Genomic DNA, 19,644 nt, shown 5'->3' with positions numbered 1-19,644 from the left:
GTTGGATGCCACGGTCGGGCATATGCCGGGCATGGTGGAAACCGCACCCGCGCCCGGGCCGCTGCTGTCGGTGCGCGATGTCGGCAAGCGCTACGGGGCGCGGATCGGCTGCGCCGATGTCAGCTTCGATCTGTGGCCCGGCGAGGTGCTGGGGATCGTGGGCGAAAGCGGCTCGGGCAAATCGACGCTGCTGGGCTGCCTGTCGGGGCAACTCGTTCCCGATACCGGCGAGGTCGTTTTCGACAGCCGCGACCGGGGGCCGGTCGATACCTTGCGGATGTCCGAGCGCGAGCGGCGGCATCTGGGCCGCACCGACTGGGCCTTTGTGCATCAGAACCCGCGCGACGGTCTGCGGCTGGGCGTCAGCGCCGGCGGCAATGTCGGCGAGCGGCTGATGGCCAATGGCGCGCGCCATTACGGCAATATCCGCGCCACCGCGCAGGACTGGCTGGCGCGGGTCGAGATCGACCCCGGCCGCATCGACGACCGCCCGCGGCAGTTCTCGGGCGGGATGCAGCAGCGTCTGCAGATCGCGCGCAATCTGGTCTCCGGTCCGCGGCTGGCCTTCATGGACGAGCCGACGGGGGGGCTGGATGTCAGCGTTCAGGCGCGGCTTCTGGACCTGCTGCGCGGGCTGGTGCGCGATATCTGCCTGTCGGTGGTGCTGGTCACCCATGACCTGGCCGTGGTACGGCTGCTGGCCGACCGGCTGATGGTGATGAAGGGCGGCCATGTCATCGAAAGCGGGCTGACCGATCAGGTGCTGGACGATCCGCAGCATGCCTATACGCAGCTTCTTGTTTCCTCTGTCCTGCAGGTGTGACCATGATCATTGCCGAAAACGTCGCCAAGGAATTCACCCTGCACAATCAGGGCGGTACCGTGTTGCGGGTGATGGAGGGCGCCAGCCTGAAGGTCGCGCCGGGGGAATGCGTGGCGCTGACCGGGGCCTCGGGCGCCGGGAAATCCACCTTGATGCGGATGATCTGGGGCAATTACCGCACCGATGCCGGGCATATCCGCGTGGCCGGGACCGAGGTCTCCAGCGCCGAGCCGCGTCAGATCATCGCGCTGCGCCGCACCACGCTGGGATATGTCAGCCAGTTCCTGCGCGTACTGCCGCGCGTGCCCACCCTGCGCGTGGTGGCCGAGCCGCTGCTGGCGCTTGGCACCCCCGAGGCCGAGGCCGAGGCCCGCGCCGCCGAATTGCTGAGCCGGCTGCGCATCGGCGAAAGCCTGTGGGGCCTGTCGCCGACGACCTTTTCCGGCGGCGAACAGCAGCGGGTGAATATCGCGCGCGGTTTTGTCCATCCCTATCCGGCGCTGCTGCTGGACGAGCCGACGGCCAGCCTGGACGCCGCCAACCGCGAAACCGTCATGTGCCTGATCGAAGAGGCCAAGGCGCGCGGCGGCGCCATCCTCGGGATCTTCCACGACGAGGGCGCGCGCGCGCGGCTCTGCGACCGGCTGGTCGATGTGACGGGCTTTCGCCCCGGGGTCGCGGCATGACGGCCCATGTCGCGGTGGTCGGCCCCTCGGGCGCGGGCAAGGATACGCTGATCGCCGCGGCACTGGCCGCGCGCCCCGACCTGTCGCCGCTGCGCCGGGTCATCACCCGCCCCGCGGACTCCGGCGGCGAGGATTTCGAGGGGGTGAGCCCCGGCGAATTCGCCCGCATGCGCGCCGAGGGGCGCTTTCTTCTGGACTGGCAGGCGCACGGGCTGAGCTATGGCCTGCCCCGGGACGCATTCTACGGCGGCCCCAAGCTGATCAACCTGTCGCGCCGGATCCTGCCGCGCGCGGCGGCGGCCCTGCCGGGCCTCCGTGTCATCCATGTCAGCGCGAGGCCCGAGATCCTGGCGCAGCGGCTGGCGGCGCGAGGACGCGAGGACGCGGCCCAGATCGCCGCCCGGATCGCGCGCGATGTCGGCGACTTGCCTTTGGACCTGCCGGTGATCCATATCGACAACTCAACCACCATCGAAGCGGCGACCGCAGATTTTCTTGCGGCGCTGGAAAAGGTAACAGCATGATCCTTGCCAATGCCGAACTTATCCTGCCCGACCGCGTGATGCGCGGCGCGGTCCATATCGAGGGTGGCATCATCGCCGAGATCCGCGAAGGCGATGCCGTGCCGCCGGGCGCCGAGGATTGCCGGGGCGCGCATCTGGCGCCGGGCCTGATCGAGCTGCATACCGACAATCTGGAGCGCCACCTGCAGCCGCGCCCGGGCGTGGACTGGCCCCATTCCGCCGCGCTTTTCGCCCATGACGGCGAACTGGCGGCGGTCGGGATCACCACGGTTTTCGACGCGCTGCGGGTCGGCTCGATCCTCGAGGAGGAATCCTCGCCGCGCTATGCCCGGCCGCTTGCCAGCGAGATCAACAGCCTGACCGCCGCCGGGCGCATGCGGATCAGCCACTATATCCACCTGCGCGCCGAAATCTGCAGCGAATCGCTGCTCGAGGAACTGGCCGATTTCATGCCCGAGGATCGCGTGCGGCTGATCAGCCTGATGGATCATACGCCCGGCCAGCGTCAGTTCCGCGACCTGTCCAAGCTGGCGCAATACATGCAGGGCAAGCACGGCTTCAGCGACAAGGCATTCGCCGATCACGTGGCGCGGCTGACCGATCTGCGCGCCCGCGTGGGCGATGCGCATGAAACCGGCGCGGTCGCCGCCGCGCACCGGCTGGGCGCGACGCTGGCCAGCCATGACGACACCACCGCCGAACAGGTTGTCGCCAGCGCCGGCCATGGCATCCGCCTGGCCGAGTTCCCGACCACCGCGGAAGCCGCCGCCGCCTGCCACGAACACGACATCCGCACGATCATGGGCGGCCCCAATCTGGTCCGGGGCGGCTCGCATTCGGGCAATGTCGCGGCCGAGGAACTGGCGCAGGCCGGGCTTCTGGACATCATCTCGTCGGATTACATCCCGTCAAGCCTGCTGCTGGGCACCTGCCATCTGGCGCGGCTCTGGGACGATCTGCCGCGCGCCTTCGCCACCGTGACCGAGGCCCCCGCCCGCGCCACCGGGCTGACCGATCGCGGCCGGATCGAGGTCGGCCTGCGCGCCGATCTGATCCGTCTGGCGGATATGGAGCGCACGGCCCGCATCACCGGAAGCTGGGTCAAGGGCCGCCGCGTGGCATGAAAAAGGCCGGGTGATTGCATGGCCGCGGCAGCCCCGCTGTTCAGTCCTGACTATATGGGAGATCGAATTCAGGACGAAGCGATCTGGTTCTGCTGTCCAGTTTTGCAGACATATTCATAGCTAGAACAGGTCTTCATGCCCCAGGAGCTGGTTCATCATGTTCGAGGGCTCGCGACAACCCGCATCGCCGATGATCCGTGCGGGGACACCCGCCACGGTCTTGCAGGGCGGCACCTCGTTCAGCACCACCGAGCCGGCGGCGATCCGCGAATGGTGCCCGATATGGATATTGCCCAGCACCTTGGCGCCGGCGCCGATCATCACGCCATTGCCGATCTTGGGGTGGCGGTCGCCGTCCTCCTTGCCGGTGCCGCCCAGCGTCACCGAATGCAGCATCGAGACATCGTTGCCGACCACCGCGGTCTCTCCGATGACGATGGAATGGGCGTGGTCGATCATCACCCCGGTGCCGATCCGCGCCGCCGGATGAATATCCACCCCGAACACTTCCGAGCAGCGCATCTGCACGAAATAGGCCAGATCGCGCCGCTCCTGCTGCCATAGCCAATGGCCGATGCGATAGGCCTGAAGCGCCTGATATCCCTTGAAGAACAGGATCGGCTGCATCAGCCGGTGCGTGGCCGGGTCGCGGTCATAGACAGCCAGCAGATCGCCCTTGGCCGCCTCGGCCAGTTCTGGCGCGCGGGCGAAGGCATTGTCGGCGATCTCGCGCAGGATCTGCTCGCTCATCTCGCGCGAGGACAGTTTCAGCGAAAAGCGATAGGCAAGCGCCGCCTCGAATGTCGCGTGATGCAAAAGCCCGGCATGGATCAGCGAACCCAGCAAAGGCTCATCGCGCACGGCAACCTGGGCCTCGCACTGAATCTGGCCCCATAATGTCTCGCGCGTTGCCTCGCGCGCGTCGATAAGCGGCTTGACCTTGTCTTTTTTTTGCAGGTTCACCGTTCTGCACCCGTCTGTTTCCTGCTGTAACATCTAGCGGAAACGGACGGGCGCGAAAAGGCCGGACTGGTCGCGCATGGCGGCCGCCGGTCAGTTGGGAACCCGCAACTCCCACCAATGCACGACCACGCGCACCTGCCCGCCGGTGAACTGCCCGCCCGTCGCGGTCAGGATCACCGGCGCCGGCTCCCAATAGGTCATCGGCGCCGACAGGATGCCGCGCGCCCACGACCCCTGTTCCTTGCCCAGCCCCTGGCCAAAGCGGTTCAGCGCGCCCTCGGTGCCCATGGTCCAGGACGCCGCGCCGCCAGTGATCGTGCTCAGCACCCGCGCGGTGGCGCCGATCACCAGCGCGCTTGACGGAATCGCCATCACGGTCTGGAAACCTGTCCCGCGCCCCAATGTCACATCCTCGGACATCTGCCGCGCGATCATGCCCGAGCCGTGTTCGCCCAGTGTGACCGCACCGACCACCCAGACCAGACCGTCATGAAGCGCTGTCGCCCCCTGATCGGCAATCATGGCGCGGCGGCCAAAACCCGGCTGGACAAAGACCCAGCCGCCATTCGCGGCTATCGCGATCTTGCCCGCCTGCCCCTCCCAGGCGTTCACCGCACCGGCGGGCACGCCCCAGCAAAGCCCGTCCGCCACCGCTTCGGGCGGGGTCGAACGGGTCAGGCTCTGCAGCACCAGATCCACCTGCCCGTCCAGTCGCATCAGCGCGTCGTTGACGGTGACATGTTTCTGTGCCTGCGCCGGCATCAGCAGCGGCAGGGCGCAATTGGCGGTGGTGTTCTCAGGCATTGATCATCCTCCTTGCATAGAGCCCCGGTCCGAAGCTGTCGGAAATCTGGGCGACCTCGACGGCAAATGCGCCCCCCGCGACGGCAGCGGACCAGACCGCCTGCGGCACGGTCCAGCGCGGAACCGAAACCTCGTCGCGCTCCAGCACGTTTCCGTCCTGCACGATGCGCACCTTGTAGCGCTCGATGGCCTCGCCCAGAGGCACATCGGACATATCCCAGTCGTCCCCCTGCAGCCGCGTGCGCCGGATCCAGGTGACGACCCGCTCGTGGACCTCCAGGTGACAGGGCGACAGCGGCCGCAACCCGGCGCCGCGAAAGGCCACCGCGACATGCCGAAAGCTGGCATCGTCCGGTGCCCGGCTTGCCGGGCCGATGCGCCAATGCCGCATCTGGTTCCGGGCCGAGGGCGCCAATTCGACCTGTCGCGCGGCGCCGTCGAGCAGCACGACCACGCTGCCCGCCGGCCAGACCTCGGGCATGAAGGCATCCGTGCCGGCCTGCCCGCGCAACCGGGTCGAGATGTCCCACACCCCGGCCGAAACCAGCCTGGCCTCGGCGAATTGCAGCAATTCCCAGCTTTCGGCCGAGCCATCTCCGATGGCCAGCAGGTTCGCCCCCGACATCAACGCATCAGGCGTGGCGCTTTCCAGCGTGCCGCCCTTGATGCGGATGCGCAGCGCCGGGCCCCGATCCCAGACCCCGGAGCGCGCCGCGGCCAGCGGCGTCACCGTCCGCCCCATGACCGAGGGCTGGGCGATGCTGGTATTCAGCGCATAGCCCCCCGCTTCCTGGCCCGAGACCCAGACAGCGGCCGCCCCCGGCCATGGCGTTGCGGTGACCGCCAGATGCGGCGCATGCGGCACCTCGTCGCCGCGCAACAGCGGCAGGTCCAGAAACACCGGCCAGACCGGGATCGGCGGCACGAAGGCGCGCGACGAGACCTCGCCCGCGATGACCCGGGCGGGGCGATAGACGCCCGGCTCGACACGCACCGCATCGACGGTGATCGCGCCGGCCCGCTCGACCCGGTCGATGCGCCAGCGTTTCGCCGCCGCCCGTTCCTCGGCCAGCCGCACCACATCGCCCGGCCCCAGATGGGCCAGCGAGGGCGGCAGCGCAAAGCGCACCGCATCCCGCGCGACATGCGCCTCCGACAACCAGCGCTCGGCGATTGCCAGCCCTTCGCCGCGGGTCAGCGCCATGGCCAGTTCACTGTCCGAAACCGCCTGGAGTTCGGCCCCAGGCATGGCCGTCTCGGCGGTGCGAGCGGTGTAATCGCCGCCCGCCTCGACATGGGTCAGCCGGACGCGGCCCGCCAGTTCCGCATCTGCCGCGCGCGACACCTCGACCGCGCCGAGATCTTCGGCGAGCGCCATGTCATCGGGTCCCAGTTCGGCATCGACACGGCCGCTGCGCATGACAAAGCCCAGCACGCCGTCTCGCTCGACCGCATCGAAACCATGCGCCAGCATCAGCGGCTGCAGCGCCGCGCGCCCGCTTTCCGTGCCGTTCAGCGCATAGCCGCGCACCAGGCCGCGCAGCCCCTCGGCATCGAATGACCGCACGCCCGCCTCGCGGCAGATTTCGGCCACGACGTCCGCCAGAGGCACCGCGCCCGCGCGCCCGTTCAGCCAGTGCCCGCGTTCCCATGCCGGGCCGTCCGACCACAGATCGGTGCGCGCCGGAAAAGCCGGATAGGGCCGCGCATCCCAGCACCAGACATGGGCGCGCGACATGTCGATCATCCGCCCCGCCCCGGTCCGGCCATGGGCCGCGCGCGCAGGATTGTTGGCCGGATCGGACCAGAATTCGGTCATCGCCCGGACATAGGCCGCCTGAATCGCATCGTCGCGCCGCCCGTCCGAGAAATAGGGCAGCATGGATTCCGAACTCATCGCATCCAGGAACTTGTTGGGCTGGTTGGTGCCCTTGTCCAGCGCCGCGCAGCCCATCTCGGTGAACCAGACCGGTTTCGAGCCGGGCTGCCAGGCGGTCGGCGCGGCCTGCCGCACGCCGCCGATCCGCTCGTGGTGATGGCGCTGCCACCAGTTGCGGATATCCTTGTAGCGCCAGATCCAGTGCTCGTCATAGGCGCCGTCATGGATCGGTGTGCGCTTCTGCTCCAGCCGGTCCTGCTCGCGCGCGTAATACCAGTCGTAGCCCTCGCCGCCGGCGACATTGGCGCGCAGGTAACCGGGGTCGTCGATCCGCCCCCAGCCGGCATCCAGATGCTCCTCGCCATCGCGCCAATCGGACAGCGGCATGTAATTGTCGATGCCGATGAAGTCGATATTCTCATCGGCCCAGAGCGGATCAAGGTGAAAGAACACATCGCCATTGCCGGGCTGATAGCCGAAATATTCCGACCAGTCGGCGGCATAGCCGATCTTGACCCCCTCGCCCAGAATGGCGCGCACATCCGCCGCCAGCCGGATCAGCTGCGCCACCGCCGGAAAGCTGTTTTCCGCCCCGCGAATCTGCGTCAGCCCGCGCATTTCCGAGCCGATCAGGAAACTGTCGATACCGCCCGCCGCCGCGCAAAGATGCGCGTAATGCAGGATGAACCGGCGATAGGACCACTCATCCGGCCCGGAATAGGCGATCCGCTCGCCATCGCGCCGGAAATCGCCGGCTTCGGCTGTGCCGAAAAACCGCGCGACCTCAGTCGCGGCGGCTGCGGTTCCGTCCGGGCTGCCCGCGCCCCCCGGCGCGACGCTGCTGGTGATCCGCCCGCGCCATGGCATGACCGGCTGATCGGCCGCTCCGCTCCAGGGATCGGGACGGGCGTTACCCGCCAGTTGCTCCATCAGGATAAAGGGATAGAATACCGCCTTGCGCCCGCTTGCCGCGATCGCCCGCAGCGCCTGGATGACCGAGCCATCGGCCGGCGTGCCGCCATAGATCGGCCGGTCCTCGACCCGCGCAACCCCGGCCACGCCCTCGCGCCCGACGCCGCCTGTACGCCAGTCCATCCCCTCGCCCTCGCGCGAGGCATCCTCGACCTTGGGCTGCACCGTGCATTCGCCCACGCGCAGATCGTCGCCGAACCAGGACACCACCAGCGAAACCGAACCGACATTGGGCAACTCCCGCCCCAGTATTTGCATCGAGGCCAGAAAATCCGTGCCCGCAAGCGGGGTGTTGCGGTTGATGACCCGCATCTCGCCCAGACCGAAATCATAGCTGACCGGGCTGGTCGCCAGCGAATATTCGCCGGTCCCGGGAATCATCGCGACGGCCCGGACCTCGCGCGACAGGCCGCGCCCCTCGCTGGCCGCGCGCGTGACCTCGAATGACAGTTGCGGGACCCGATTGCCCCATTTCTCCAGCCCCAGATCCTCGAACACGACATAGGCCAGCCCGCGATAGGCCGGCGCCTCGTCGCCCTCGCGCGCGGCAATGGCCGGATCGGGTAACTGATCCTCATCGCCGGTATAGACCCGCATGTTCAGATCCTCGGGCGAGATTTCCTCGCCATCCGCCCAGATCCGGCCGATGCCCAGAATCGGCCCCTCGCAGATCGCCAGCGCGAAGCTCAGCCGATAGCTGATATTTGTCACACTGGGGGTCGAGCCCTTGCCGCCACCCTGACGCCGGCGCACCTCGATCAGCGGGCCGGCCCAGATGCAATGGCCGGGCACCCGCATCTGGCCCCAAAGCCGGGGGATCGGCGTGCCCTCGCCCGCGGTCTGGATGCGCATGCGGTCCACGCGCCCCGTCTCGACCGCTTTCGAGCCCGCGCCCAGCAGCCGCTGGTCGATCGCACGCCCCAGCGTCGCGCCGACCGCACGGCCGATCACGGCACCCGACAGGCCCAGGACGGTGCCGCCAAAACCCGCACCGATCGAAGCCCCGACCGCCCCCAGCAGAATCGTCGCCATTGCGCCCTACCTTTCCCTAATTGACCGGCGGAAACCGGAACCGTCCCGCGATCCGCGCCCGCCATGGCGCCGATAGCGGACTTTCGACCACGCCATGCCGGTCATAGGCATGCACGAAACTGGCCTGCGCCCCGGTCTGCGCCAGTATTCCCAGATGTTTGGCGATGGCGCCGGCCCGCATGCGAAAGACCAGCACATCGCCCGGCTGCTCATCCGGGGCGGGGTGCAACAGCCGCCCCGCCCCGCCCAGCAGCAATTCCGCGCCGCCCGCCTCGCCCCAGTCCGGGGTATAGGCCGGCATCGGTTCGGGTTCGGCGCCGACAATCTCGCGCCAGACCCCACGGACAAGGCCCAGGCAATCCATTCCCGCCCCCCTGACCGAGGCCTGATGCACATAGGGCGTACCGATCCAGCCCCGCGCCGCCTGAACGATCGCGACGCTCATCGGTTGACCCCGGGCGCCAGCAGCCAATCCTCGGGCGGCAGGTGCGGGAAGCCCCGGAAGTTCAGGTAATTCAGGAACTTCATCCGGCAGGTCTCGGCCAGCTTGTCGCAGCCCGCGACCAATTGCACGCGATCCCCGATTGCCGGGCGGATCCCCAGCCCGGCCCAAAGCTCGATCTCGCGCCGCGCGCCCGCAAGCGCCAGATCCGACTTGACGATCCCCGAAAGGCCCTCGGCCGGGCCTGACAGCACGACCAGCTGACCACGCTCGAACCAGCGTGCATCATGGCCATCGACATTGGACAGGATGAAACGCTGCCCACCTTCGTCCGAAACGATCACCCCTTCGGCAGAATAGCCGGGTCGCGACAGGTCGAACCCGCAGCGCCCATCGCCCAGCTGCGCCGAGCAGCGCGGGTGATAGACCCGCCCCTGCATGCGGTTCAGCGGCTCGGACAATCCGCGCAACTCGGCCCGGAAGGCCGCGCCGCTGCGCGAGACCTCGCCCAGATGGCCGCGAAAGATCAGCCGGCGGTTCGCCGTATCGGTCCAGTCCACCTCCCACAGCCGGACATCGGCCGCGTCCCAGCGGCCGGCCATCAGGTCGATCTCGGTGATGGCGCTGTCCGACAGCGCCCCGACCGCCTCGCTGTTGTCGACCGACAGGCCCGATCCCTGAACCACGGCGCGCGCGTTCAGCCCGGTATCGGGGCGGAAGTCTATCCCCTCAAAGCTCAGCGCGCGGTCGTGATCGGTAAAGCCCAGCACCATGCCGTCGCGCCGCGTGACCGCCCATGCCCTTGCGACCGTCTCGCTCATAGCCGCACCTCCACCACTGGCACCTGCGGCAGATCGCCCGCCTGGAACGAGGCGACCGAGACCGCGATCCGGTCGGTATCGAACCGCACCGGCACATCGAATTCGAACCCGGCGGTGACCCTCGCGCCCCCCTCGGGCGGAACCGCGAAGGTGACGGTCCCGCTTGCCGTATCGACCTGGAAATCAAGCCCGTCGCGCAGCTCGATGCCGCCCACGCCGGCCAGCACCGCGCCGCCGACCGGCTTGGTCACCGGACGCGCATAGCGCCCGGGACCCGAGGCATAGGCCTTGCGCAGCCTGAAAACCCGGTTCACGCCGTCGCCGGTGCCGATATTCTGATCCTCGAAGGCCGGCGTGGCACTGGGGGCGCAGGATTTGTAATCGGCCCAGTCCTTCCAGCGAAAGCCGTGCATCTGGCCCGCGCGCGCCTCGAAAAAGGCGATCAGCGCCGCCACATCGTCCAGCGAACGCAGGCCAAGCCCCGCATCGTAGCGCCGGCGCGAATGCGCCCAGGGCGTGCGACGTTCCTCGTGGCCGTTGGTCATGGCGACGATCTCGGTGCGCCGCTCCGGCCCGCCGACCGAGCCGAATGACAGGTTGGCGGGAAATCTGATCTCGTGAAACGCCATTTCTCACCCGTTCCTTTCGCCACGCGCCAGCAGCCGCCCCATCTGCGCCGCGATCTGGCTCTGACTGCGCTGGAACCCCGCCACATCGGGGGTCGAGACATTGAAGGTCACATTGACCGGCCGGGCCGCCGCTCCCTGGGCCGCGACCCCCAGCCGGCCATCGGCACCGCGCTGCAAGGGCATGATCGCCTCGGCCCCGGCCTCGCCCATCAGCCCGGTCGCGCCGCGCATCGGGAAATAGGTGGGCTGGCTGACCACGCCCCCCCTGGCAAAGGGCATGACGCGCCCCTGCGCGAAAGCCGCGCCATCGGCGAATGGCAACAACCCCGAGACCAGCCCGTTCACGCCCTGCGCCAGCGCCCCCGAAACCGCCTGCTCAACCGGCCTCATCGCCACCGAAAAGGCGGTATCGGCCATGCTGCGTGCGATCCCCTTCAGCGCATCGCTCAGCTTCATGCCGTCGAAGGCCAGGCCTTCGAAGGCGCGGCGCAGACCGCGGCCGATCCCCGAGGTCAGGCTGGCCATCTCGCGATTTGTGTAAAGCATCGACTGCCGCAGCCGCGCCAGTTCGGCGTCAAGCTCGGCCGTGGCGCGCGCGCCCTGATCGGCAGTCTTACCCAGCGTGGTCTGGCCATCCTCGACCAGCGCGTCGAATCCGTCCTTGTTCGCCACGACGACGCCTCCTCTCAAATATCCGGTTTCACTTTGCGAGCGCGGGCACCCGCGGCCCGGTCATCGCGCCTGGCCGTCGGGATAGCGCGCGACCAGCTCGGCCAGACGGGCGCGCGTCATCGCGCCGCCCGTGCCCGGCGCGATCCCCAGCATCAGCGCCAGCTCGGCCGGGGTCAGCGCCCAGAACTGCGCCGGCGTCAGGCCCAGCCCGCCCAGCCGCGCCGGCCCGATCCCCACGCGGATCAGGCCGGGCCAGTCCATGCCGCCCGGGGCCTGCGCGCCGCTCATGTGCCCTCGATGCGAAAGGCACGCGCCAGCAGCGCCGCAGCCGCATGGGCGGCGCCGACCGGCCCGCCCCGGAACTCGGCCGCCAGCAGATCGTCACCGCCACCGGTCCAGCCGCCGCCACGCAGGCCCGCGACCAGCACCGCCATCACGTCGCGGCTGGAAAAGCGCCCGCCCTCAAAGCGTTCGACCAGCGCCACCATGCTGTCGGCGCCCAGTTCCGCCTCAAGCCCGGCCAGCGCACCCAGCGTCAGCTTGGCGCGATGCGCCTGCCCGTCCAGCCAGATCTCGACCTCTCCGGTCAACGGATTGGCCATGTCAGAGCGCGACGAAGCTGAGCGCGCCCGCGCTTGCCAGGGAAATCTCATAGCTTGCCTCGCCATTGTAGCTGCCTGCATATTCCAGCGACGTGATCTGGAACGGCCCCTCGACCGTGCCGAAATCGGGGATCACCACCTGAAAGCGCGGCACCTCGCCGTCAAAGAACACCTGCCGCGCGCGCTCATCCGTGGTGCCGTCGCGAAACACCCCGGACCCCGAGATCGAGGCCGAGCGCACCCCCGCGCCGGCCAGCAATTCGCGCGAGCGGCCCTCGCTTTCCAGGCTCGTCACATCCACCGTCTCGGCATTGAAGCCCAGCCGAGTCGCGCGCAGGCCCGCGATCGTCTCGAACTGGCCGTCCCCGGTCATGTCCATCTTGATCAGCAGGTCGCGTCCGTTCTGCACCGCCATATCCGTCTCTCCTCAACCCAGATCAATGCGCGCGCGAAAGGTCATGTCGACCCGCCGCCCGGCGCCCTTTTCAGCCCGCCGCGCGCGGGCGCGCAGGAACCACAGCCCCGCCAGATGACCGCGATCCAGCGCGATCGCGGCGCTCTCAAGCGTGTCCGAGACCGCCACCGCGACCTCTTTCACCGCGCCGAACCCGCTCGCCTCGTCCGAGCCGGACAGTACCGAGACCACGAAATCATGCATGGCGCCCGCGCCCGTCATGTCGCCGGCATCCTTCACATCCTCGGGACCAAGCGCGACATAGGTCCCCGTCGGCGCCGCCACCGGCATCGCGTCATAGATCGCGTCGCCGACCAGGTCGGTCAGCGCCGGGCTTTGCCGCAAGGCCTGATAGACCGCCACCTGAAGCGCGGCCGTCGCTGCATAGCTCATGCCAGGGACTCCTCTTTCGCAACGCAGACCAGCCAGCGCCCGCCGGCATCCTTCTCGGCCACCGCCTCGATCTTGAAGCGGCGCGCGTCGGCACCTTCGCCCATGCGCAGCCGCTGCTCGGGGCGCGGGCGGCGCGGGTCGCCGGCCGGTGCCGCCCTGACGGTGATCCGCCAGGTCACGACACTCTGCGCCCCCACCTCGGCGAACCGTTCGCCACCCGCACCCGACCGCATCTCGGCCCAGATTTTTCCGATATCACGCCAACGCAGCTCATAGCCGCCCATGCCGTCGGCCTCACGGACCGGGCTTTCGATGGTCAGCGGCACCGTCAGTCGCGGCGTGCTCATGCCCCGCCGCGCGAATTGCCACGCCCTCCCAGCACCCGGACCGAGCGCCAGCGCTCGATCAGCGCGCTCACGCCAAAGGGCATCGCCGCCTGCGTGCCCTCATAGCTGCGATCCTCGTGATAGCGCGCGGCCAGCATCAGCACCGCCTGCGCCAGATCGGCCGGCACATTCGCCCATGCGGAACCAAACCCCGCCGAAAAGGTCACCAGCGCATGCCCCGAGGCAGGAATCCCCGGCAGAAACGCCCCAACGGGCGCGAGCAGCGGGCGCTGCATATCCGGCACCAGCCGATAGACCGCCGGATCGACAGGGGTGACGGCCCCCGCCACATTCACGATCTCGACCCGCTCGATGGCACTGACCGGCGCCAGCGGCAGCGGCTGGCCCATCGGGTCGCGCCATTCCTCAAGCCGCAGCCGGAACTGCCGCGCCAGCAGCACCTTGCCGGTGCGCGCCTCGATGCTGGCGATGGCGGCCCTCAGGAACCCCGCCAGCGCCGCCGTCTCGGCCATGTCCCCGGCCGTCCCGAACCCCGTTCCCAGCCGCAAATGGTCCTGCAAACCGGCGACCGGCAGCGCCGCAAGGGGGGGCGCCGTCACTTCCACAAGCATCATCTTCGTCTCTCCCGTGTGCGGAGCCTGCATCCCAAGGGCAAAAGAAATGGGGGCCGCGCAGATCCGCCGTCGCGCGCGCGGACAGTTGCTCAGCCGGTCAGGCGGACATCTGCCTGCGCGGCCCCCGCTTCGGCCCTGGATCAGCCGAAGACCATCAGTTTGATCGCGCGGGCATCGGTCACCCCGCCGCCGACGCGCTTGGTGGCATAGAACAGCACATGCGGCTTGGCCGAGAAGGGATCGCGCAGCACCCGCAGGTCAGGGCGCTCGACGATCGTATAACCGGCGCGGAAATCGCCGAACGCGATCGAGGCGGAGCCCAGCGAGATATCCGGCATGTCCTCGCAGACCAGCACCGGATAGCCCAGCAACTGCGCCGGCTGACCGGCGGCCAGCGAATCGGTCCACAGGAAGCGACCGTCGGCGTCGCGCATCTTGCGCACCGCCGCGGCGGTCCTGGAATTCATCACGAAGCTCGCATTGGCACGATATTCCGCCGCCAGCGCATAGACCAGATCGATCAGCGCATCGGCCGGGTTGGTGGTGGCGAAATCGCCGTTCCCGCCCGACGCGATGGTGCCGATCTGGGCATGGGTGGCCGTGGCATCGGGGGCCATGTGATGGGTCAGGAACCCCTTGGGCTTGTTCACACCGTCGCCGCTGACAAAGGCCGTGGCCTCGGCGCGGGCGAATTTCTCGGCGATGCGACCGGCCAGCCAGGTCTCGACGTCAAAGGCGGCATCGTCCAGCAGGCGCTGGCTGGCCTTGGGCATGGCCGACAGTTCATGCACCGGAATGACCACGCGCTGCACGGTCGAGGTCCCGGTCTCGTCCTGCGTGCCGGCCTCGCTCGCCCAGCCCGAGGCGATATCGCCCATATCGACCAGCACTTCGTAATTGGCCGATTCCACGCTGACGACATTGGCCACCCGGCGCAGCGAGGCGGTAACGTTCAGCGCATCCTGCACCTGCAAGGCGACCGTGGGCGCCGCCAGGAAACCGCCATCGCTGACGGTGGTCATCGCCTTGCCCTCCAGCGGCAGGCCGCGCAGCGCATCGTCATCGCCATGGCGGATATAGGCGTCGAACGCCTTCTGATGCGGCGCACCCGCATCGGCCTCGGCCGACAGAGGGGCGCGGGCGCGCGAAACGGTCTTGCGGTCCAACATGCTCATGCGTTCATCCTGTGCTTGCAGTTTTTTCTGAAAATCGTCGCGGAATGATTTGAGTTCATTGACGAACCCGATCATTTCAGCCCCCAGATCGCCGGGCATATCCGCCCCGGCCGCGGCTTTCACCTCGGTCATGGTCCTCTCCGTTTCGGTGAAACCTATTCGGCGCGCAGCGCCAGCGTCGCGGCACGGAATGCCGCCGCCATCTCGTTGGCCTGCACCGCCGCCGGGTCGGATTTCCGCCCCACCTTGGCCTCGGCCAGCATCGGGAATGTGACCAGCGACACCTCCCACAGTTCAACCTCGCTCAGCAGGCGCCGGCCCTTGCCGTCTCGCTCCGCGGAAATCGTGCGATAGCCGATCGACAGCCCGTCGATGGCCCCCGCCGCGATCAGCGCCGCCGCCTCGCGGGCCTGTGCGATATCGGGCAGCAGGCGCCCCTTGACCCACAGGCCCTTCTCGTCCTCGCGGATCTCGTCCCAGACGCCGATCGGCCGGGCCGGATCGTGCTGCCACAGCATCCGCACCTTGTCGCCCCGCGCCGCCAGCCGCTTCAGGCTGGCCGCATAGGCGCCCTTCTGGACGATGTCGCCGCCCTGATCGGTCAGCCCGAACAGGCTGGCATATCCCTCGATCCGCGTGCCGTCGCTGACGATCTGCGCGCCCGGCGCATATTTCAGCTCCAGCCCGTAATCAGTTGAATTCACGTCACCCTCCTTTCGGTGCAAATTCCAGGATGGACTGCACCGCCTGGGTCAGGATCACGGCGACGACGCCGTAAACCGTCATCCAGAGCCGGCGCTCCAGCCCCTCGATCAGCGCCTCGATCCGTTCCAGCCGGCGCTCGACCTGGCCGAATTGCAGCGCCATGATCCGCTCCTGCGCGTCCATGCGCTGATCGTGCCAGTCAAAGGGCTCCTTGACGAAACGCGAGCCCTCCATCTCAATCCTCCGGCAGCGGCGGCAGACCCAGCGCCGCGCGCTTTTCGGCATCGGTCAGGAACGTGGCCTCGCCGATGCGCTTCCATTGCTGGTCGCGTTCCTCGGCCAGTGCCGGCACCTGATCGGGGTCGGGGCGCAGATCGATCTCGGCCCCCAGATGCTCGCCCAGCCACCAGGCCAGCGCACTGGCCACGCGCGAAACCAAAGGCAGCACCGTCAGCCGGTAAAACGCCCGATGCGCCTCGGCGTAATTGGCATAGGTCGCATCGCCCGGTATCCCCATCAGCATGGGCGGCACGCCGAACGCCTGGGCAATCTCGCGCGCGGCGGCCTTCTTGGTCTCATGAAATTCCATGTCGCTGGGGCTGAAACCCATCGGCTTCCAGTCGAGCCCGCCTTCCAGCAGCATCGGCCGCCCGGCATTGCGGGCGCCCTGATGATGCATCTCCATCTCGGTCACCAGCCGGTCATACTGGTCGGGCGACAGGCTGGCCTGCCCATCCGCCCCCTTGTAGATGATCGCGCCCGAAGGCCGCGCGGCATTGTCCAAAAGCGCCTTGGACCAGCTTGACGCGCTGTTATGCACATCCACCGCGACAGCCGCCGCCTGCATCGGCGACAGCCCGTAGTGATCGTCCAGCGGATGGAAACTGCGGATATGGCAGATCGGATCGGGGCTGCCGGTCATATCGAAACGGAACTTGCGCCCGCCCACCGAATATTCATAGCCCGAGGGCCAGCCATCCGCCCCCGGCACCACCGCCACCCGATCCGAGCGCAGCACATGCAACTCTGCCGGCAGCCCCTTCACGCCCGCGCCCACGGCCTCGAGATAACCGTTGCCGCTCAGCAGGATCTGCCCGATCAGCGCCTCGAACAGCTCGGCCCGCCCCTGCCCGGCATTGGGCCGGCGCAGCAGGTCCAGAACCGGATGCATCTCATAGCGCCGCTCGCGATCCTGGCAGATCAGCGGCACGGCCGCGGCAGCCTCGGCGATCAGCCGCACGGCCCGAAAACCGACCGGATTTCCGGCAAAGCCTGTCCGCACCAGCGAGACCGTATCGCGCGGCGACCAGACCACCCGCCCCGAGCCCGCCGCCAGCGCCACCAGCTTGCCCGTGGCGCTGGCCTTCTTCTCGACCTCGACAGCGGCGGAACGCGCCCGCCCGAACCAAGGAAACGCCATAGGTCCCTCCTGAATTTCCAATGAAAAAGGGCCGCAAACCGCAGCCCTTCCCGGCCCCAAAAGGCCCATTCTCTTTCATTCCAAATATCCCGGGGTCCGGGGCAGAGCCCCGGCTTACAAGCCCCGCACCTGCGGTCGCCGGTCCCGCGCCGCCGGCGCGATCATCAGCTCATGGATCGCCCAGACCAGCGCATCCAGCCGGTCGGGCGATCCCTTGCCGTCATAACCATGCAGCGTCATGCGACACATCTGGTCCTCCAGCGCACCAAGCCCGCGCAGGTGATGAATGCGCCCCTGCTCGTAAAGCGCCGCCACCGGCTCGGCGCGGAGCCCCTTGCCGCGCCCGGCGCGCAACGCCCGGAACGGCACCAACGGATCAATCTGGCGGATCACGCTCTCGATCAGATCACCGCCCTGATTGACCTCGGCCACCAGCCGCTCGGCCCCGTGCCGGTCCATGGCGGCAATCGCCGCGCGCGCCCAGTCGGTCGGCCCGCCCTTCACCGTCGCGTCCTCCAGCACATAGCCGCGCCAGCCGGTCGCCGGCCCGTCCGAGACCACCCCGGCCACCACGATCCCGCATTCGTCCGAACCAGCCCCGCCGGTCACCGCCGGATCGACCGCGACCACGATCCGCGACAGTTTCGGCGCCGCCTCGACCCGGCAGCCCTCGATCATCGCGGTGGTCCAAAGCGCGCCCTCGACATCATCCAGCAGCAGCCCCTCCAGTTCCTGCCGGCCCAGCCTTGTGCCGGCATAACGCGCCTCGACCTCGGTCAGGAAGCTTTCGGCCAGATAGGCGCGGTTGGCATCGGTCGGCGCATGGGTGGTCACGGTCGAGGCATTGCCCAGAATCCGCTTCAGCACCGCGACATTGCGGGGCGTCGTGGTCACGACCTGCTGCGGATGCTCGCCCAGACGCAGGGCGAATTGCAGCATGTCCCAGCTGTCCTCGGCCTTTTTCCACTTGGCCAGTTCATCGACCCAGGCGGCATCGAATTGCGGGCCGCGCAGCGCCTCGGGCTCATGCCCCGAATAGACCTGCGCGGTGGCGCCATTGGGCCAGACCAGCCTGCGCCGCCCGGCCTCCCATTGCGGACGGCGGTCGGGGGGCGAACAGGCCAGAATGCCCGAATCCCCGAAGACCATCACATCGCGCGCCTGATCGAAGGTCTCGCTGACCAGCGCCACGCGATGCGCGCGCCCCGGCGCCTCGGGCGTGGCGCCCTCGACCTGGGCGCGCACCCATTCGGCCCCGGCGCGGGTCTTGCCGGCGCCGCGCCCGCCCATGATCACCCATGTCTTCCAGTCACCCGCCGGGGGCAACTGATGCGGCAGGGCCCAGAACTCGAACAGCCAGGGCAGGCTTGCCAGCGCATTGTCGCTCAGCGCGCCCAGGAATTCGTCAACCTCCTCCGGCTCGGCGCAGGCAAGCCAGGCGGCGCCCGATTTCATCTCGTGCCGCGGCAAGGTCGAGCGTGCCTGCTCCGACATTCCCGGCTGCGTCCTTGCGAAGCTTGTCAACCTTGTTCCTTTCCTCCAGCACCAGTTGCGCCGCAGCCCGAAGGTCGCGCACCAGCTTGCCGGATTCCTTCAGTTCATCGGTTTCGCCCGCCTGAATCTTCAGGCGCAGCTTGTGCAGATCCCCCGCATAGGACCGGAACAGCCCATCCGCGATCTCGACCACATCCATGTCTTGCGCCATGGCGGCGCCGGGCATGAAAGGTCCTTCCGGCGCCCCGGGCCCCGGATCGAAGTTCATCACCATTCCTGTATCGCCCTGCCCTCGTGTGCCTGTCCGCACGAGCGAGACATGAAAAAAGCGGCCTCAGGTCATCCGACCCGGCCGCTTGCCCACCTCTCCCAGCATGGGTAATTTCTACCTCAGGGCGTTCGCACAGTCAATGCTTAACCACAGGTTGATCCGCGATTCACATATTCTTCATTATTATCAATGAAATACCGCGCGCAACACCGCAGCGCGCGCCCATGCAACAGCTTCCACGCCCGGCCGGATCACGGGCGCCGGGGCGTGGAATCACCCCTTTTTCGCCGCCTCTGCCTTGGCGCGCGCCTCGGCGGCGGCGGCAACGGCGGTGCTGGCCTCATCCTGCATCTTCTGGGCGAAATTGACCATGGTGGCGGCATAGGCCTCGTGCCAGTCGGCCTTTTCCTCGGCGGTCATGGTTTCGGCCTTGCTGCGCATCTCCTCGGCCTTGGCCCTGGTCTGGGCGACCTGCTCGTCCCAGCTTTTCTGCATGCCGTTCCACTGCGCGCGCACATTGTCGCTGGCATCGTCCAGATAGCCCTGGATCTTCTTTTGCAGCTCTTCCTGGCGCGCGGCGGCATCGGCCTGCCAGCGGCGGGCGCTTTCCATCATATCCGCGTTCCGGGCTTCCAGATCCTCCTGCCATTTCTTGACCCGCTCCTCCAGATTGCGGGCACCATCGGCAAGATTGATAAACAGGTCGGAAAGTTTCATCGTTTATTCTCCTTGATCGCGATGCGCCAAAGCGGCGCCGCATCCGGCCGGCGGCCGGCCATCCCGCGAATGGTGCGAAGT

The 19,644-nt window shown here is 68.2% G+C and carries 24 protein-coding genes; 4 read left to right on the top strand and 20 right to left on the bottom strand.

Annotated elements, in window-relative coordinates:
- Window positions 1–31 precede the first annotated feature (31 nt).
- From phnK to IT41_RS08940, 4 genes are read left to right on the top strand one after another with little or no spacing between them, the layout of a single operon-like run.
- On the top strand, window positions 32–823 hold the full coding sequence (gene phnK, locus IT41_RS08955; RefSeq protein ID WP_036740474.1) for a phosphonate C-P lyase system protein PhnK: 792 nt from the start codon (window positions 32–34) through the stop codon (window positions 821–823).
- Window positions 824–825: 2 nt separating this feature from the next.
- Window positions 826–1,509, top strand: a complete 684-nt coding sequence (gene phnL / locus IT41_RS08950; protein ID WP_036740375.1) for a phosphonate C-P lyase system protein PhnL — start codon at window positions 826–828, stop codon at window positions 1,507–1,509.
- Window positions 1,506–2,033, top strand: coding sequence for a hypothetical protein (locus IT41_RS08945; protein ID WP_036740373.1), 528 nt, complete (start codon window positions 1,506–1,508; stop codon window positions 2,031–2,033). The genes phnL and IT41_RS08945 overlap by 4 nt, the downstream gene beginning before the upstream one ends.
- Complete coding sequence (locus IT41_RS08940) at window positions 2,030–3,157, top strand: alpha-D-ribose 1-methylphosphonate 5-triphosphate diphosphatase (protein WP_036740371.1); 1,128 nt, start codon at window positions 2,030–2,032, stop codon at window positions 3,155–3,157. Before IT41_RS08945 ends, IT41_RS08940 begins: the two co-directional genes overlap by 4 nt.
- 120 nt (window positions 3,158–3,277) lie before the next feature.
- Here IT41_RS08940 and cysE read toward each other — a convergent pair whose 3' ends face one another.
- From cysE to IT41_RS08840, 20 genes are all read right to left on the bottom strand, one after another.
- Window positions 3,278–4,120, bottom strand: coding sequence for a serine O-acetyltransferase (cysE, locus tag IT41_RS08935; RefSeq protein ID WP_036740368.1), 843 nt, complete (start codon window positions 4,118–4,120; stop codon window positions 3,278–3,280).
- Window positions 4,121–4,210: 90 nt separating this feature from the next.
- On the bottom strand, window positions 4,211–4,924 hold the full coding sequence (locus tag IT41_RS08930; protein WP_036740367.1) for a DUF2793 domain-containing protein: 714 nt from the start codon (window positions 4,922–4,924) through the stop codon (window positions 4,211–4,213).
- A complete protein-coding gene (locus tag IT41_RS08925; protein ID WP_036740365.1) occupies window positions 4,917–8,807 on the bottom strand; it encodes a baseplate multidomain protein megatron in 3,891 nt (1,296 codons plus the stop codon). The genes IT41_RS08930 and IT41_RS08925 overlap by 8 nt, the downstream gene beginning before the upstream one ends.
- A 16-nt stretch (window positions 8,808–8,823) precedes the next feature.
- Window positions 8,824–9,252 (bottom strand): NlpC/P60 family protein, encoded by a 429-nt coding sequence (locus IT41_RS08920; protein WP_036740364.1) that lies wholly within the window; start codon window positions 9,250–9,252, stop codon window positions 8,824–8,826.
- Window positions 9,249–10,070, bottom strand: coding sequence for a DUF2163 domain-containing protein (locus tag IT41_RS08915; RefSeq protein ID WP_036740363.1), 822 nt, complete (start codon window positions 10,068–10,070; stop codon window positions 9,249–9,251). The genes IT41_RS08920 and IT41_RS08915 overlap by 4 nt, the downstream gene beginning before the upstream one ends.
- A complete protein-coding gene (locus tag IT41_RS08910; RefSeq protein WP_036740362.1) occupies window positions 10,067–10,699 on the bottom strand; it encodes a DUF2460 domain-containing protein in 633 nt (210 codons plus the stop codon). Before IT41_RS08910 ends, IT41_RS08915 begins: the two co-directional genes overlap by 4 nt.
- A 3-nt stretch (window positions 10,700–10,702) precedes the next feature.
- Window positions 10,703–11,371, bottom strand: a complete 669-nt coding sequence (locus tag IT41_RS08905) for a phage tail tape measure protein (protein WP_036740361.1) — start codon at window positions 11,369–11,371, stop codon at window positions 10,703–10,705.
- Window positions 11,372–11,431: 60 nt separating this feature from the next.
- Window positions 11,432–11,659, bottom strand: a complete 228-nt coding sequence (locus IT41_RS08900; protein ID WP_036740360.1) for a phage tail assembly chaperone — start codon at window positions 11,657–11,659, stop codon at window positions 11,432–11,434.
- A complete protein-coding gene (locus IT41_RS08895) occupies window positions 11,656–11,973 on the bottom strand; it encodes a gene transfer agent family protein (protein ID WP_036740359.1) in 318 nt (105 codons plus the stop codon). The genes IT41_RS08900 and IT41_RS08895 overlap by 4 nt, the downstream gene beginning before the upstream one ends.
- A gap of 1 nt (window position 11,974) precedes the next feature.
- Window positions 11,975–12,388: a phage major tail protein, TP901-1 family gene (locus tag IT41_RS08890; RefSeq protein WP_036740358.1), complete on the bottom strand. Its 414-nt coding sequence runs from the start codon at window positions 12,386–12,388 to the stop codon at window positions 11,975–11,977.
- Between the two features lie 12 nt (window positions 12,389–12,400).
- Window positions 12,401–12,820 (bottom strand): DUF3168 domain-containing protein, encoded by a 420-nt coding sequence (locus IT41_RS08885; protein WP_036740356.1) that lies wholly within the window; start codon window positions 12,818–12,820, stop codon window positions 12,401–12,403.
- Window positions 12,817–13,167, bottom strand: a complete 351-nt coding sequence (locus IT41_RS08880) for a head-tail adaptor protein (RefSeq protein ID WP_036740353.1) — start codon at window positions 13,165–13,167, stop codon at window positions 12,817–12,819. The genes IT41_RS08885 and IT41_RS08880 overlap by 4 nt, the downstream gene beginning before the upstream one ends.
- Window positions 13,164–13,781: a head-tail connector protein gene (locus IT41_RS08875; RefSeq protein WP_036740473.1), complete on the bottom strand. Its 618-nt coding sequence runs from the start codon at window positions 13,779–13,781 to the stop codon at window positions 13,164–13,166. The genes IT41_RS08880 and IT41_RS08875 overlap by 4 nt, the downstream gene beginning before the upstream one ends.
- Window positions 13,782–13,921: 140 nt before the next feature.
- Window positions 13,922–15,088, bottom strand: coding sequence for a phage major capsid protein (locus IT41_RS08870; protein WP_036740352.1), 1,167 nt, complete (start codon window positions 15,086–15,088; stop codon window positions 13,922–13,924).
- A 23-nt stretch (window positions 15,089–15,111) separates the two neighbouring features.
- Window positions 15,112–15,660, bottom strand: a complete 549-nt coding sequence (locus tag IT41_RS08865) for an HK97 family phage prohead protease (RefSeq protein WP_036740351.1) — start codon at window positions 15,658–15,660, stop codon at window positions 15,112–15,114.
- 1 nt (window position 15,661) lies between these two features.
- A complete protein-coding gene (locus IT41_RS08860; protein ID WP_036740348.1) occupies window positions 15,662–15,895 on the bottom strand; it encodes a GTA head formation protein, RCAP_rcc01685 family in 234 nt (77 codons plus the stop codon).
- A gap of 1 nt (window position 15,896) precedes the next feature.
- Window positions 15,897–17,081, bottom strand: a complete 1,185-nt coding sequence (locus tag IT41_RS08855) for a phage portal protein (protein WP_036740347.1) — start codon at window positions 17,079–17,081, stop codon at window positions 15,897–15,899.
- Window positions 17,082–17,195: 114 nt separating this feature from the next.
- Window positions 17,196–18,536 (bottom strand): DNA-packaging protein, encoded by a 1,341-nt coding sequence (locus tag IT41_RS08850; protein ID WP_052081362.1) that lies wholly within the window; start codon window positions 18,534–18,536, stop codon window positions 17,196–17,198.
- Entirely contained in the window at window positions 18,487–18,801 is a 315-nt protein-coding gene (locus IT41_RS08845) for a hypothetical protein (RefSeq protein WP_036740466.1), read from the bottom strand. Before IT41_RS08845 ends, IT41_RS08850 begins: the two co-directional genes overlap by 50 nt.
- A gap of 318 nt (window positions 18,802–19,119) precedes the next feature.
- Entirely contained in the window at window positions 19,120–19,563 is a 444-nt protein-coding gene (locus IT41_RS08840) for a type 2 periplasmic-binding domain-containing protein (protein ID WP_036740346.1), read from the bottom strand.
- Between the last annotated feature and the right edge of the window lie 81 nt (window positions 19,564–19,644).

The organism is Paracoccus halophilus, from assembly GCF_000763905.1.
Classification (GTDB): Bacteria; Pseudomonadota; Alphaproteobacteria; order Rhodobacterales; family Rhodobacteraceae; genus Paracoccus; species Paracoccus halophilus.
This window is presented reverse-complemented; position numbering and strand designations above follow the sequence as displayed.

Bases quoted from the DNA above. Each gene is read 5' to 3' on its own strand.
- phnL (WP_036740375.1), top strand. From the start codon at position 826: ATGATCATTGCCGAAAACGTCGCCAAGGAATTCACCCTGCACAATCAG.
- IT41_RS08920 (WP_036740364.1), bottom strand. From the start codon at position 9,252: ATGAGCGTCGCGATCGTTCAGGCGGCGCGGGGCTGGATCGGTACGCCC.
- IT41_RS08845 (WP_036740466.1), bottom strand. From the start codon at position 18,801: ATGCCCGGCGCCGCCATGGCGCAAGACATGGATGTGGTCGAGATCGCG.
- IT41_RS08910 (WP_036740362.1), bottom strand. From the start codon at position 10,699: ATGGCGTTTCACGAGATCAGATTTCCCGCCAACCTGTCATTCGGCTCG.
- IT41_RS08875 (WP_036740473.1), bottom strand. From the start codon at position 13,781: ATGATGCTTGTGGAAGTGACGGCGCCCCCCCTTGCGGCGCTGCCGGTC.
- IT41_RS08940 (WP_036740371.1), top strand. From the start codon at position 2,030: ATGATCCTTGCCAATGCCGAACTTATCCTGCCCGACCGCGTGATGCGC.
- IT41_RS08945 (WP_036740373.1), top strand. From the start codon at position 1,506: ATGACGGCCCATGTCGCGGTGGTCGGCCCCTCGGGCGCGGGCAAGGAT.
- IT41_RS08850 (WP_052081362.1), bottom strand. From the start codon at position 18,536: ATGAAATCGGGCGCCGCCTGGCTTGCCTGCGCCGAGCCGGAGGAGGTT.
- phnK (WP_036740474.1), top strand. From the start codon at position 32: ATGGTGGAAACCGCACCCGCGCCCGGGCCGCTGCTGTCGGTGCGCGAT.
- IT41_RS08930 (WP_036740367.1), bottom strand. From the start codon at position 4,924: ATGCCTGAGAACACCACCGCCAATTGCGCCCTGCCGCTGCTGATGCCG.
- IT41_RS08880 (WP_036740353.1), bottom strand. From the start codon at position 13,167: ATGAGCACGCCGCGACTGACGGTGCCGCTGACCATCGAAAGCCCGGTC.
- IT41_RS08900 (WP_036740360.1), bottom strand. From the start codon at position 11,659: ATGAGCGGCGCGCAGGCCCCGGGCGGCATGGACTGGCCCGGCCTGATC.
- IT41_RS08855 (WP_036740347.1), bottom strand. From the start codon at position 17,081: ATGGCGTTTCCTTGGTTCGGGCGGGCGCGTTCCGCCGCTGTCGAGGTC.
- IT41_RS08885 (WP_036740356.1), bottom strand. From the start codon at position 12,820: ATGAGCTATGCAGCGACGGCCGCGCTTCAGGTGGCGGTCTATCAGGCC.
- IT41_RS08840 (WP_036740346.1), bottom strand. From the start codon at position 19,563: ATGAAACTTTCCGACCTGTTTATCAATCTTGCCGATGGTGCCCGCAAT.
- IT41_RS08860 (WP_036740348.1), bottom strand. From the start codon at position 15,895: ATGGAGGGCTCGCGTTTCGTCAAGGAGCCCTTTGACTGGCACGATCAG.
- IT41_RS08915 (WP_036740363.1), bottom strand. From the start codon at position 10,070: ATGAGCGAGACGGTCGCAAGGGCATGGGCGGTCACGCGGCGCGACGGC.
- IT41_RS08870 (WP_036740352.1), bottom strand. From the start codon at position 15,088: ATGACCGAGGTGAAAGCCGCGGCCGGGGCGGATATGCCCGGCGATCTG.
- IT41_RS08925 (WP_036740365.1), bottom strand. From the start codon at position 8,807: ATGGCGACGATTCTGCTGGGGGCGGTCGGGGCTTCGATCGGTGCGGGT.
- IT41_RS08895 (WP_036740359.1), bottom strand. From the start codon at position 11,973: ATGGCCAATCCGTTGACCGGAGAGGTCGAGATCTGGCTGGACGGGCAG.
- IT41_RS08890 (WP_036740358.1), bottom strand. From the start codon at position 12,388: ATGGCGGTGCAGAACGGACGCGACCTGCTGATCAAGATGGACATGACC.